The organism is Serratia sp. AXJ-M (assembly GCF_046531865.1).
Classification (GTDB): Bacteria; Pseudomonadota; Gammaproteobacteria; order Enterobacterales; family Enterobacteriaceae; genus Serratia; species Serratia liquefaciens.
On record NZ_CP059394.1, the window covers coordinates 4,527,703 to 4,541,587 of the forward strand.

The 13,885-nt window shown below is 56.2% G+C and carries 13 protein-coding genes; 3 read left to right on the forward strand and 10 right to left on the reverse strand.

Going from position 1 to position 13,885, the window contains the following annotated elements:
- Positions 1-42 precede the first annotated feature (42 nt).
- Positions 43-1,071, forward strand: a complete 1,029-nt coding sequence (locus H0S68_RS21145) for a zinc-dependent alcohol dehydrogenase family protein (RefSeq protein ID WP_142816348.1) — start codon at positions 43-45, stop codon at positions 1,069-1,071.
- 20 nt (positions 1,072-1,091) lie between these two features.
- Here the strand turns inward: H0S68_RS21145 and H0S68_RS21150 are convergent, their stop codons facing one another.
- Positions 1,092-1,979 (reverse strand): AraC family transcriptional regulator, encoded by an 888-nt coding sequence (locus H0S68_RS21150; RefSeq protein WP_218167687.1) that lies wholly within the window; start codon positions 1,977-1,979, stop codon positions 1,092-1,094.
- Between the two features lie 222 nt (positions 1,980-2,201).
- Here H0S68_RS21150 and yqhD point away from each other — a divergent pair, with 222 nt between their 5' ends.
- Together yqhD and dkgA are read left to right on the forward strand one after the other, a co-directional pair.
- Positions 2,202-3,365, forward strand: coding sequence for an alcohol dehydrogenase (gene yqhD, locus H0S68_RS21155; RefSeq protein WP_020828656.1), 1,164 nt, complete (start codon positions 2,202-2,204; stop codon positions 3,363-3,365).
- Between the two features lie 268 nt (positions 3,366-3,633).
- Positions 3,634-4,458, forward strand: coding sequence for a 2,5-didehydrogluconate reductase DkgA (gene dkgA / locus H0S68_RS21160; protein ID WP_128864565.1), 825 nt, complete (start codon positions 3,634-3,636; stop codon positions 4,456-4,458).
- 48 nt (positions 4,459-4,506) lie between these two features.
- Here the strand turns inward: dkgA and H0S68_RS21165 are convergent, their stop codons facing one another.
- The 9 genes from H0S68_RS21165 to H0S68_RS21205 form a co-directional block, all read right to left on the reverse strand.
- A complete protein-coding gene (locus H0S68_RS21165; RefSeq protein WP_259218489.1) occupies positions 4,507-5,955 on the reverse strand; it encodes an amidohydrolase family protein in 1,449 nt (482 codons plus the stop codon).
- A 151-nt stretch (positions 5,956-6,106) separates the two neighbouring features.
- Complete coding sequence (locus H0S68_RS21170; protein ID WP_122080245.1) at positions 6,107-6,904, reverse strand: alpha/beta fold hydrolase; 798 nt, start codon at positions 6,902-6,904, stop codon at positions 6,107-6,109.
- Between the two features lie 384 nt (positions 6,905-7,288).
- Complete coding sequence (locus H0S68_RS21175; protein WP_410529004.1) at positions 7,289-8,692, reverse strand: GH1 family beta-glucosidase; 1,404 nt, start codon at positions 8,690-8,692, stop codon at positions 7,289-7,291.
- Positions 8,689-9,018: a PTS lactose/cellobiose transporter subunit IIA gene (locus H0S68_RS21180; RefSeq protein WP_020828661.1), complete on the reverse strand. Its 330-nt coding sequence runs from the start codon at positions 9,016-9,018 to the stop codon at positions 8,689-8,691. Before H0S68_RS21180 ends, H0S68_RS21175 begins: the two co-directional genes overlap by 4 nt.
- Entirely contained in the window at positions 9,015-10,334 is a 1,320-nt protein-coding gene (locus tag H0S68_RS21185; RefSeq protein WP_020828662.1) for a PTS sugar transporter subunit IIC, read from the reverse strand. The genes H0S68_RS21180 and H0S68_RS21185 overlap by 4 nt, the downstream gene beginning before the upstream one ends.
- An 85-nt stretch (positions 10,335-10,419) precedes the next feature.
- Positions 10,420-10,731, reverse strand: coding sequence for a PTS sugar transporter subunit IIB (locus H0S68_RS21190; protein WP_020828663.1), 312 nt, complete (start codon positions 10,729-10,731; stop codon positions 10,420-10,422).
- A 145-nt stretch (positions 10,732-10,876) separates the two neighbouring features.
- Positions 10,877-11,764, reverse strand: coding sequence for an aldose 1-epimerase (locus H0S68_RS21195; protein WP_410529005.1), 888 nt, complete (start codon positions 11,762-11,764; stop codon positions 10,877-10,879).
- 14 nt (positions 11,765-11,778) lie between these two features.
- The gene (locus H0S68_RS21200; RefSeq protein WP_122080252.1) at positions 11,779-12,837 is read right to left on the reverse strand and encodes a zinc-dependent alcohol dehydrogenase family protein; all 1,059 of its coding nucleotides are present in this window, start codon (positions 12,835-12,837) and stop codon (positions 11,779-11,781) included.
- A 48-nt stretch (positions 12,838-12,885) separates the two neighbouring features.
- Positions 12,886-13,866, reverse strand: a complete 981-nt coding sequence (locus H0S68_RS21205; RefSeq protein WP_020828667.1) for an ABC transporter permease — start codon at positions 13,864-13,866, stop codon at positions 12,886-12,888.
- Between the last annotated feature and the right edge of the window lie 19 nt (positions 13,867-13,885).

Below are 13,885 nucleotides of genomic sequence, written 5' to 3' on the forward strand. Positions count from 1 at the left end.
TATTATCAGCAGGTCTGTTTATCGCTGACTTTGGAGTCAATCATGGCCGAAACAATGCAACGCTGGACAATGGACGCCCTGGGGCGCCAACACCTGCAACTGAACGAAAGCGTCATACCGCAACCGGGACCGCACCAGATCAGAGTGAAAGTGAATGCGGTATCGCTCAATTACCGCGACAAACTGGTCATTGAAACCGGCATGGGACTAGAACTGCCGCAGCCCTTCACGCCAGCCTCCGACATGGCCGGTGAAGTCGACGCCATTGGGCCCGACGTCACCCGTTTTCAGCCCGGCGAACGGGTGATTTCCACCTTTAGCCCCGGCTGGATCGATGGCCGTCAAAAACCCTATGGTAATGCGCGCATCCCACCCTACCGCACTCTGGGCGGCTTTTATCAGGGTATGCTGGCGGAATACGTGGTGCTGCACGAAGACTGGTTGGCGGCTGCGCCCACCTCGCTGGACGATGCGCAGGCCAGTACCCTGCCCTGTGCCGGACTGACCGCCTGGTTCGCGCTGGTGGAACAGGGCCAGCTGCACGCCGGAGAATCGGTGCTGGTACAGGGCACTGGTGGCGTGGCGCTGTTCGGGCTGCAAATCGCCAAAATGCTGGGTGCCGAGGTCTATGTTACCTCCGGCAGCGATGAAAAACTGGCGCGAGCCAAAGCCTTGGGTGCCGATCATGGCATTAACCGTCTGACTGCGGACTGGGTAGAAAAGGTGTACCAGTTGACCCAGGATCGCGGCATCGACCACGTGATTGACACCGTGGGTGGCCCTAATCTCGGTAATTCGGTACGCGCCGTTGCGGTGCATGGGCGTATCTCGGTGATCGGGGCGCTGGAGGGCTTTGAAGTTTCGGCTCCCGCAGGGCCGCTGCTGATGAAATCGCCGGTCATTCAGGGTATTGGTGTCGGCCACCGCCGCGCACTGGAAGATCTGGTGCGTGCGGTGGACGTTAATGCCCTAGAGCCGGTGATCGACCAGCGCTACCGCTTTGATCAATTGCCGCAGGCGCTCGATCACCTCGATCGCGGAGCATTCGGTAAAATTGTGCTGACGCGCTGAATCACTGCCCGGCGGCGAGATTAACCTTCCATCATTAAAGGAGGGTTTTCGCGCAGTCGGGCAACTTCGTCACTCGGCGTCACGCCAAAGAAACGTTTGAACTCGCGGCTGAACTGCGAAGCGCTTTCGTAGCCGACACGGATCGCCGCGGTACTGGCTTTCAAACCGTCGTGTACCATCAGCAAACGCGCCTTGTGCAAGCGATAGGATTTCACATATTGCAGCGGCGAGGTGTTGGTCACCGCCTTGAAGTTATGGTGAAACGCCGAGATGCTCATATTCACCTCCCCCGCCAACTGCTCAACGTTGAGATTGTCCGCATATTGGTTCTCAATACGCCGCAACGCCTTGGCGATTTGGCTGAAGTGCGTATGGCGGTTAACCAATTCCTGCAATGAGGCGCCACAGGCTCCGCGCAGTACGTGGTAGAGAATTTCACGTACAATCTGCGGCCCCAGTACGCGTGCATCCAGCGGTTTGGCCATCACATCCAGCAGGCGTTCGGTAGCGCACAACAGTTCTTCCGACAGCTCGGCCAGGTTCACCCCGCTGCTTTCTCTGCGCGGCTTCACCAGGTAGTCGTCATCGCCGATGTCGATCAACAGGTCCTGCAGCATTTGACTGTCGATATTCACCGACAGCCCCACCAGCGGCAATTCCGGGCTGGCGAAGGTTTCGCACTCAAACGGCAACGGCACCGTCATCAACAGATAATTGCGCGGGTCATACTGGAAAACCCGATTACCGCAGTAGCCGACCTTGTGCCCCTGGAAAATGATCACTACACCCGGCTCATACATCACCGGCTGGCGCGGGCAATGACGATCGACATAAAGAATTTTCACCAGCGGCACCGGCGAGGGCGTGTAACCGTTGCTCTCGGCAAAGCAGGCCGCCTGGCGCGCCATGCGGCCGCGCAGTTCATCGATTTCGCTCACGGAAACACCCTCTTACATTAAGAATAATTCGGCATAAATAATAGTTTAAAACTCTATTTTTCTACAACGCTTTGTAGGAATAGGCAAGACTCGGGCAGGAATGTGCATTGTGCTGCTGAGCCAAGTTACTGACAATACACCTCAGATATTTTGCGCCAGCGGCGCTTGCCACATGCAGAAGAGAAATTACCCATGCAAAACTTTATTCTTCATACCCCAACCAAAATCCTGTTCGGCCAAGACCAAATCGCCGGCCTGGCACAGCAGATCCCTGCCGACGCACGCATTCTGATCACCTACGGTGGCGGCAGCGTGAAGAAAAATGGCGTGCTGGATCAGGTTTATGCCGCACTGGCGGGCCGCAACGTGCAGGAGTTTTCCGGCATTGAGCCTAACCCAACCTACGAAACGCTGATGAAAGCGGTCGAAGTGGTGCGCGCAGAGAATATCGATTTCCTGCTGGCGGTCGGCGGCGGCTCCGTGGTTGATGGCACCAAGTTTATTGCCGCAGCGGCCCATTATCAGGCGGATGCCGATCCATGGCACATCCTGAAAACCGTGGGCAGTGAAATCAAAGGCGCGGTGCCAATGGGCTGCGTACTGACACTGCCGGCCACCGGCTCTGAGTCCAACAGCGGCGCAGTGATCACCCGCAAAAGCAGCGGCGACAAACAGCACTTCTTCTCGCCACACGTGCAACCGCTGTTCGCGGTGCTGGATCCGGTAGTGACCTACTCTCTGCCGCCGCGCCAAATCGCCAATGGCGTAGTCGATGCCTTTGTCCACACCATCGAGCAGTACCTGACCTACCCGGTCGACGCCAAAGTGCAAGATCGCTTTGCCGAGGGCCTGCTACTGACGCTGCTGGAAGATGGCCCGCGCGCGCTGTCCGAGCCGGAAAACTATGCGGTGCGCGCCAACGTGATGTGGAGCGCAACCATGGCCTTGAACGGCCTGATCGGTGCCGGTGTGCCGCAGGATTGGGCAACCCACATGCTGGGCCACGAATTGACCGCCATGCACGGTTTGGATCATGCCCAGACGCTGGCGATTGTTCTGCCTGCGCTGCTGATCGAGAAAAAAGCGCAGAAACGCGAAAAACTGCTGCAGTACGCCGACCGCGTTTGGGGCCTGCGCGATGGCAGTGAAGACAGCCGTATCGACGGTGCCATCGCCGCCACTCGTGCCTTCTTCGAACAAATGGGCGTACCGACCCGCATGGCGGATTACCAGCTCGACGGCAGCTCTATCCCGGCGTTGCTTGATAAACTGCATCAGCACGGCATGACAGCACTTGGCGAGCATCAAGACATCACCCTCGAAGTCAGCCAACGCATTTATAACGCGGCGCGTTAATCGCAAACCGCCTATTTCCTGCTAGGCTTTAGTTTCAACTTCTCTCCTGCGCCCGACTCTTCATCGGGCGCAGTTCAATGCGCTATTCGCGCTGCCGATCTTCATCTGATTAACCCATGGGAGAAAACATGACCTGTAGCCGCCCTATCCCGACAGCGCTGGAATTTGGTTAGCAAACTCAGCACTCCCCCAATTTGCCAACTAGAATTTATTAATAGCCGTTTCCGGTGCATGCAGCACCGGGCAATCCGTTGACAAGGAGATACGCATGACAACGCAACAACCCATCATCAAACTCCACGATGGTAATCTGATGCCGCAGTTGGGTCTCGGCGTTTGGCAGGCGAGTATTTCAGAAACCACCCAGGCGGTGCTTAAAGCACTGGAGGTGGGCTATCGCTCGATCGATACCGCTGCAATCTACAAGAATGAGGAAGGGGTTGGCGCAGCACTGCAATCCACCTCAATACCACGCGATGAGCTGTTTATCACCACCAAACTGTGGAACGACGATCAGGGCGACCCGCAAGGCGCGCTGGAAACCAGCCTGGAAAAACTCAAGTTGGATTACGTCGATCTGTATCTGATCCACTGGCCAAGGCCGCAGCAGGACCAATATGTCGACGCCTGGCGAGGGCTGATCAAACTGCGCGAGCAGGGGTTGGTCAAAAGCATCGGGGTATGCAATTTCCACACCCCGCACCTGCAGCGCCTGCTGGACGAAACCAATGTCGCACCGGTGATTAACCAAATCGAGCTGCACCCGTTGCTGCAACAGCGTCAGCTACGCGCCTGGAACGCAACCCACCATATTGCGACCGAATCCTGGAGCCCACTGGCACAGGGTGGCGAAGGGGTATTCGACCAACCGGTGATCAAAAACCTGGCGGAAAAATACGAGAAAACCCCGGCGCAAATCGTGGTGCGTTGGCACCTGGACAGCGGGCTGATCGTGATCCCGAAATCGGTCACGCCAGCGCGCATTCGTGAAAACTTCGAAGTCTTCGACTTCAAACTGGATAAAGACGAACTGGCCGAAATTGCCAAACTGGATATCGGCAACCGCCTGGGGCCGGATCCGGACTCACTGTAATCTCCCTGCGCCCGGCTTCGGTCGGGCGCAGCATCATCCAAAATACGCTTATCGGCGATAGGCCTCCGCCAGATTTACCGACGCTCTCCGCTCCGCCTCCCTAAGCCAGGCAACCGCTTCTGCTCCGGTGATCTCTGCGCGCCCGAGCGCCGCCTGCTGAATACGCGCCAGCGTCTGAGCGGCACGTTGCCGGATGGCGGCCATATCCTGTCCCACCAGTTCGCCATGCCGCTTGCGGGTCTGGCCGTTGATGATCACCGTATCTACATCGGCGGCATGGGACTGCAACACACTACTCGCCCTTGGGAAAGAAGAAGGCACCATCGCCCGCTGATGTTTAAGCATAATCACATCGGCCTGTTTTCCCGGCGTCAGCGAACCAATACTTGTCTCCATTCCCAGCGCAGCCGCGCTGCCGTGGGTCGCCCAACGCAACGCATCCCCCACCGAGAGAGAAAGTTCAGAAACCACTTCCCCACGGATATGGTGCTGATGGTTATCCAGGCAGCGCTGGGTTTGCAGCCCCAGCCGCATCTGCGAAAACAGATCCCCAGACCCCACGCAGACAATGTCAGTGCTGATCGCCGGGGCTATCCCGTGATCCAGACAGGCTCTGATGGGAGGAAAGCCCATGCCCATTTGCATTTCAGTTTCGGGGGCGATGCTGACTTTAGCGCCGGTTTTAGCCAACAGCCGCCATTCGGGATCGGTCAGACCGGAACAGTGAATATGCAGGTGACCGGGCTGCAGCAATTGATGATCGTCAAGCTCCTGTAACCCTTTCAATAACCGGCTATTCGGTAGTGCGCCGGTATGAGAAGCAATCAGGATATCCTGCTGCTGCGCCATGCGGATCTCCGCCGCAGTCTGCGTAAAGGGCACGGTGCCAAAATCGCTGAGCAAGGTCCCCATACGCAACAAACCCTGATCGTCGCTAAAATAACGCTCGCGCAATTCAGCGGCAAAATTGACGCGTTCTTGATGGCTGGAAAAACCGGCGGGCTGAAAATCATAAACCTGAAATCCATAGGAATACACGCCACGGATACCGGATTGTTGCAGTGATTCGATCGCTGCGACGGCATGATCCGGGCTATTCACACAGTCACAGCAGTCGAGGATGGTTGTGACCCCGCTGTCTATGGCCTCGAGCGCCCCCACCAGGGTGGCAGTGGACAAATCCTCGGCGGTCACCAAGGCCCCCAGCCCATAAAACGTATTCGCCAGAAATTCCGGCAACGACATATCGCCGGAGATCCCCCGAAACAACGACATCCAGGTGTGGCGATGACTGTCGATCATACCCGGCAACACGATCGCACCACGCGCATCGATCACTTCGGCATCCAGATGACTAAACGCCTTTGCGTTTTCCGCCAGCGCTGCGATCCGGCCATTTTCAATCAGCAGCGCCCCCTGGGGCAGTTCCCCATACTCTGCATCCATGGTGATAATATGACCGCCAGTGATGACCTTACGATCGGCCTGCATGCTCATGTTTTACCTCCTGATTACCCACTGGAAAACAGGCGTGCACAATGTCGGTGGTTTAATCACGGCAGACAGGCCGAACGACATAAATACGGCTACGCACATTCTTATGAATCTGCTCATCATTAGGAGCGCTGTTGCTACGGCGGGATGTTGCCTAGCCAATAAATGACCGGATTTCCATCACCACTTTGTCCGGCGATTCCAGGGTGGGGAAATGACTCGCCCCCGCAATTTTTACCGGATTGAACCCGCGGTGGCGTTGGGCGAACTCGCGCTGCAACTGGTCATACTCTGCGCTATGCGGTTGTGAATAGAGGTGCATTACCGGACGCTCAGGGGTGAGCTGTTCCAGGCGTTGCAGGGGAGAGCCAAATTGCCCATAGGCCAACTCGATTTCCCGACAAGAACGGATCCACATCTCCTGATCGAATCCGGCCATTTCCTGTTGGACATGGTTGATCACATCCTGGTTATCCGTATGGGCTACCCATTCCGCAAACAGGGCATCTCGCGCCTGTTGCCAGCTTTCCGGCCGCTGGCTCTGCTGTAAATTCTGCAGCAGATCGGTAAAAGCTCCGGTCATCAACCAGTCCACCACGATGGTTTTCGGTACCCGCAACGGGCCCAGTTGCTGGCTTAAAGCGATGTTGGCCCAGCCGCCATGGGATGTAGAGAGCGGAATCAAGCGCTCAACATCCAGCCGGTCAAGAAACAGAACCAGATCGGCCGTGAGATCATCCATACCAAAATCGCCGTCATAACTGCGTGCGGCATTGTGCCCGCGCCAATCAATATTAAGTACGCGATAGTGTTGCGCCAGCAGCGGTATTAGGTGTTTAAAAAGCCGGTGATCCTGGCACCAACCGGAAAGCAACAGCAGGGTGGTGTCCCCGCTGCCGCTGTCCTGGTAGTCGAATGAATTGCTGCCCAGCGTTATCGTTTTCATGCTCATGCTTGTTCCCTCATCATGCAGAAAGTGGGATGCAGGGGTGAATGGCGATACGGCCAGATTTGGCCGTTTCCCACAAGAACTGTAGTAGATGCTTATGCTCTGCCAGCCGGCGAGGAAAATTGTGTGGCGGTTCAAGCGGGAAATCGCTCATCTCCCTCCTCCTGTTTGTGATGGTACGGTAAGGCAATAATTTGACTATATGGTGTTTTTATAGGCGGTGAGTAATGAATAGTCACAACACGGGTATGCCGAAATGGAATAGCAAGAGGGGATTTTGAAAAGGGAATAATTGACAGACAGATCAGAAAAAGAGGGTAAGTACCCGCCCAGGCTAAAGTGTTGCCTATCAGCCTGGGACATACTGAGACTTACCCCTTTAGCGAGCTACAACCGTTCGCCGTTGGTGGCGATCACCCGCTGGTACCAGCCAAAGCTCTGCTTCTTCTTACGTGCCAGATTGTTGTCGTGATCGACATACACAAAGCCGTACTGTTTCTGATAGCCGTTGAGCCAGGAGAGCAGATCGATAAATGACCACGGGTAATAACCACGAACATCCGCGCCCTGCTCGATCGCCGCGCCAATCGCCTGGATATGATCGCGTAAATAATCAATACGTGGTTGATCGCGCACCTCACCTTCGACGATCGGATCCTTGGCTCCCAGCCCGTTCTCGGTAATGTAGATTGGGATATTGCCGTAGCGTTTGACGATACGACCAATGGCATCGGTCAACCCCTGCGGATAGACCTCCCAATCCCAATCAGTGTAGACGCCGTTCGGATTGCGAACCTGTTTAAACAACCCCTTGAAGCCCAGCTCGCGCCCGCTGCCCTTCTGCCCGCTGGTGTTGATGGTATAACCGTCCACGTCATCGTTGTGCGCGACCATTTCACGCTTGTAGTAATTCAGACCGATAAAATCGACGATATTCTCTTTCAGCAATGCCTCATCGCCCGGCGCGAAATGCGGCACGCCAAAGGCCTGCTGCGCCATCGCCAGCAGCTCTGACGGGTATTCGCCTTTCAGCACCGGATCGTACAGCCAGTGGGTGAAGATCCCTTCGGCTATTTCGCAGGCGCGGCGATCCTGCGGTGCATCGCTGATCGGATCGTTCGGTTGCAGCACGTTGACGAAGCCGATCTGGCCGTTGATCTTCATTTCACGGAAGCTTTTTACCGCACGGGCGTTGGCCAGGAACACATGGTGACACGCCTGAATGCCCTTTTTCGGATCGGTCAGTTTGGGTGGGTGCGCCCCGGTGAAATAGCCCATGCCGATAAACACAATGGTTTCATTGAACGTGGACCAGAGTTCGACCCGGTCGCCAAACCGCGAGTAACACAGACGCGCATATTCATCAAAAGCATCGACGATCTCTCGTGATTGCCAACCACCAAATGCGTCCTGCAACGCCTGCGGCAGATCCCAGTGGTACAGGGTGATCATCGGTTTGATATTGTGCTTGAGCAGTTCGTCGATCAGATCGCTGTAGAATTGGATCCCGGCCTCGTTCACTTCTCCCCGGCCTTGTGGCAGCAGCCGTGGCCAGGAAATCGAGAATCGGTAGGTCTGCATACCCAGCTCGGCCATCAGCGCCACATCTTCACGGAAGCGATGATAGTGATCGACCGCCACGTCGCCGTTAGTCCCCTGATAGGTGGTGCCTGGCAGGTGAGAGAACAGGTCCCAGTTGGACAGGCCTTTGCCGTCGGCATCATAGCCGCCCTCGACCTGATAAGACGCGGTCGCGGCTCCCCAGAGAAAGTCTTTCGGAAATACGCTCATTGGTTTTTCACCCCGTTTTGCTCCAGTAATCGGTAAATTCTCACCAGTTCTTCCACCAGATCGCGCGCCAGCATGGCATTCATGATGTGGTCCTGCGCGTGCACCATAATCAGGTTGACCGGCAGCTTGCCCTCCCCTTCGTCAAAACCGATCAGCTCGGTTTGGGTGGCGTGGGCACGCTTCGCCGCCAGTTGCGATTCCGCCAGCAGAATATCCACCTGGTCCCACTGGTACTTACGCGCCGCATACAGCGCCTGCATGGCACAGCTGCGCGCCTCTCCGGCGTTGATGATCAGCTCCATTACTGCCGTTTCCATGTCCATCATTCGGTGACTCCTTGTGTCTGTTCAATCTGCTCCGCTTCGCTCACTTCCTGATCCAGCAGCTGTTGCTCATAGACTTTGAAGAATGGGTAGTAGATCAACGCCGAAACCGCCGCCAGCAGCAGCACCAACAGCGCGGCGCGGAAATCCCAACCGGTAGCCCAGGCGGCACCAATCGGCGCCGGAGCGGTCCAGGGCACCACCGAGATCACCCGCCCGATCAGATCCAGCTTCACCGCCGCGTAGGCGATGATCGAATTGACGATTGGTGCAGTAATAAACGGAATAAAGAAGGTAGGGTTCATCACGATCGGCGTGCCGAAGATCACCGGTTCGTTGATGTTGAAACAACTCGGCACCAGGCTCAGCTTGCCGATCGAACGCAGGTGCGCCGAACGGCTGCGCAGATAAAGCAGTACCAGCCCAAAGGTGGCGCCGGATCCGCCGATGACGATAAAGAAGGTCCAGAAGGCCTCCATAAAGATGTGCGGCATCGGTTGGTTGGCGGCCAGCGCGTCTTGGTTAATCCCCAGGTTGGTGAGCCAGAAGGCCTGCAGCATGCCGGAAACGATCACCGCGCCGTGAATACCCGCAAACCACAGCAGATGGCCGATCAGCACCGCCAGCAAGATCGCCGGCAGCGAATCCGCAGCGGAGATCAAAGGCTGGAACAGCGCCATGATCGCCTGCGGCAACAGTAGGTTGAACTGGTGCTGCACCAGCAGGCTCAGCGGATACAGCGTGATCACCACCGCCAGGATCGGGATCAGCAGATCGAACGACTGCTTGATCTTGGCCGGCACCTGCTCCGGTAATGAGATGCCGATATTGTGCGCCTTGAGGAAGCGGATCAGTTCGGTGGTATATATCGCCACCAAAATGGCGGTGAAGATCCCCACGCCGCCCAGTGCGGCGGTCGGCAGCATTTTTTCGCTTTGCGGCGCGGCCACCAGCAAGAAAGACATCAATGCCAGCATCGCCGCCATAAAGGGATCGAGCTTATAACTCTGCGCCAGGTTGTAGGCAATGGCGGCGGTGATATAGATGGACATAATGCCCATCGTCATATTAAACGGGGTGAGAATAGCGACCTGATGTTTTTCCGCCGCCCCCAGCCACCATTGGGCTATGCCCCAACTGCTGTCGGCGGAAAAGGGCGGATAGGCAAACACCAGCAAGAATGAACCGACGATCATAAAGGGCATCGCGGAAATAAAACCGTCGCGGATCGCCATAATATGTCGCTGAGTCGATAATCTCCCGGCAATCGGGCTGATGCGGTTTTCGATAAAATTGAATGCGGCCTGGCTGATACTCATGGTTCAACCCTCGGGAGGTGCTGAGTCAATGGTCACAGGATGGGAAAACCGGCGGAAACGGCCTGATGCCGGCGGCCCGGTGGGATCAGTGTTGTGCGATCATCTGTAAGGCTTCGGCGAGAATTTTATCGCCGCGCATCATGCCGTAATCCATGCTGTTTATTACCGCTATCGGCTTATTTTCCCTGTCGGCAATCTTTTTAAAATCGGCGAACTTATATTTCACCTGCGGCCCAAGCAGGCAACATTGGTAATTCGCCAACGTGGATTCAAATTCCTCCAGGCCGACGGCGATAATATCAACCTCAATCCCCTGCTGTTCGGCAGACTTTTTCATTTTATTCACCACCATGCTGGTCGACATTCCTGCGGCGCAGCATAAGAATATTTTTTTCATCCGTTCTCCTGGAGGCATAGGTACAAATGATTCAGTTGAAGAATGAGTATGGTTTCAAAAACGAGAAAACCGCAACCGGTTTCAGTAACCGGTTGCAGAGTTTGAATGGGTTCTGTGAAGGAGATCCGAATTTTAATTTTCGGGCTTAAAACGCGGAATAACTGAGCAACATCGTCTGGCTAAACCGTTGCCCTTTAGCCAGGCGGCGCAGCCCGCCCAGGTCAGCCATGTTATGCCCGTTGGCCGCGTGGGACATGGGTTCCAGACAGAAAAAGTCGAATTGATAACCCGGATCGAACGCCGGTTCCGAGACGAACAGGAAATAAACCGGACAGGCCGGCTGAGTGTTCATTCGTAACCGAGCTCCCTGCTCCGGCCACTGGATCTCCGCCTCGCCGTTCCAGCCGCTAAAGCCGTTGTTCACCCAATGACGCGGCAATGGCCCCGGCTGGTTGAAATCCATTTCTTCGCTCAGCGCTGCCTGCTCGCCCGCCAGCCAGTCTTCGGCTTCCCGCCAATAGGCCGCGGCGGATGCCTGTACCCGGGTATCCGCGGTTAACGGAAAGTACGGATGCCAACCCAGCCCATAGGGCATCGGCTTTTCACCGGTGTGCTCTACCGCCAGTTCGATGCTGAGTTGGTGCTGATGCAGGGTAAAGTATTGTTCTACCTGATAACGATAAGGGCCATTCTCATGCTGATAGCGCAAGTGAAGGACTTCGTCGCCTTGCTCAACACATTGCCATTCCTGCAGCCAGCCGTCACCATGCAGATAATGCCGATCCCAGTCGGTATTGGCGCTGAGCCGGTAGTCTTGCTGCTCGAAGCTGAAGCGGTTTTGATTGACCCGATTGCCGAAGGGGACCAGAGGAAAACATCCCGATTGCAGCGCCGGCGTAGCGTCACTCACTACCGCAGGCCGCAGCAGAGGGAGCTCTCCCTCCGGTGTATAAGCGGTGAATTTCAGCACGCTGCCGCCCAACGAGGAAACCACCAGCGAGACGCAGCCGTTATCCAAACTAAACAGTGCCATAGTGCCCCCTGGCGTTAATCGGCGAAGTTAATCACCACCTTGCCACACTGCCCGGAAGCCATCAGCGCATAAGCATCGGCAGCCTGTTCAAGGGCAAAGCGGTGGGTAATCGCGTGATGCGGATGCATTTTCCAGTCGTGCAGGTCGGTACAACATTTTTCCATATGGTGCAGGCTGGTGACCCATGAGCCGATAATTCGTCGTTGGTGATGCATCAGGTCTGCACTGACCTCAAATTCCACCTTGCCGGTTTCACCGATGTAGACAACCCTTCCCCAGTCCGAGGAGGCCTGCAGCGCCAGCAGCCGTCCTTTAGCGTTACCGGAACAGTCGAGGGTGACGTTGGCGCCGCCCGCGGTCAATTCGCGAATGCGCTCTGTCACCCCCTCACCGGTCAGAAAACCGTGATCCATCAGCCCCAACCGCTTCGCGGTCGCCAGACGTTCCGGTATGACATCTACGCCAATCACCGTTTTTGCCCCCCGCCCCTTCGCCAGCATCATCGCCATCATGCCGACCGGGCCCAACCCTACGACCAGCACGTGATCGCTGCCGGACACCTCGCCGCGCACAATGCCTTCATAGGCCGTGCCGACGCCGCAGGAAATAAAAGCGCCGTCTTCGTAGCTGAGCGAATCCGGCAGATGGATCAGATCCTTTTCCTCCGCCAACAGGTAGTCGGCGTGGCCGCCATCCCGTTGCCAGCCATAGGCAGCCTTGCCAACGCCGGTACAGGAAATCGGATAGCCCCGGCGACAGTTGCTGCAAAAGCCGCAGCCGGAAATGTGGTACACCAGCACGCGGTCACTCTCGCGAAAGTGCCGGCAACCGGCCCCCAACGCGACAATCTGCCCACAAGGTTCGTGACCGTTAATAAATCCCCGGTACAAGGGCTGATCCGGTGCGGCAGCCGTGCCACGGTGCTGATGATAAATATAATGAATATCGCTGCCGCAAATACCGGACGACTTCATTTTAATTAATACCTGGCCAATACCCGGTTGCGGAATATCCACCTCGCGCAGCTCTGCCGTGGAATTTCCGGGTAAATAAGCCGCCAACATTTTTCCCATAATATTTTCCTTCCAGATTTAATGCGTTATTTTTAGTGGTATACGAGGCTATTGCTTATTGTTCTTCTGCATCACGATAATATTGGCTAGCACCGCCAGTACGATAATCACCCCTCTGACCACCTGTTGGAAAAAGGAGTTAATCCCCAGCAAGACCAGACCATTGCCAATCAGGGTGATCACCAGCACGCCGAGCAGAGTGCCGAGCATCGAACCGCGCCCGCCGGACAAGGCTGTCCCCCCGACCACCACGGCGGCAATCACGTCAAACTCCAGGCCACTGGCCGCACCGGCATTGCCGGAGCCCAGGCGCGCCGCCAACAGAATACCGGTGACGGCCGCCAACAGGCCGGCCAGGGTAAACAGCAGGACACGAATGCGTTTGACGTTAATGCCGCACAGCTGGGCGGCGCTGGCGTTGCCGCCAATGGCGTACACCGAGCGGCCAAAGGCGGTTTTCTTGCTGATAAACTGAAAAACCACGAACAGGATCAGCATAATCACCGCCGAAACCGGCAGCCCCAGTACCTGCCCACCCAGCCAGTCCAGCACGTCATTTTCGTCGATCGGCACCGGCAAGGCGTTGGTCATAAACAATCCCATCCCGCGCAGGGCGCTCCAAAGCCCCAATGTGGCGACAAAGCTGGGCACGTTGAACCAGCCTCGCAACACCCCGGCGACCGAGCCTAACGCCGCCCCCAAACACAAGGCCAGGATCAACGCGAACGGCAGCGGGATCGCGTACTGCATCAAATAAGCCAGGATCACCGAGATAAACGCCACCATCGGGCCTACGCTAACGTCGATTTCCCCGGAAATAATAATCAGCGTCATGGCCCAGGCGGCAATGCCGATGGTGGCGGCGTCGCGTAGAATATTCATTTGGTTATTCAGCGAAATAAACCCGGTGGCATAAATAGAAAATACCAGGTAAAGCACGACAATAATTGCCAGCAGGCCCAGTTCATTGGCGTGCTTCGATAATTTTCGGGTTCGGGTTATTTTTACTTCCGGTACCAATGTGGACATTGTATTACCTCCGGTGCCT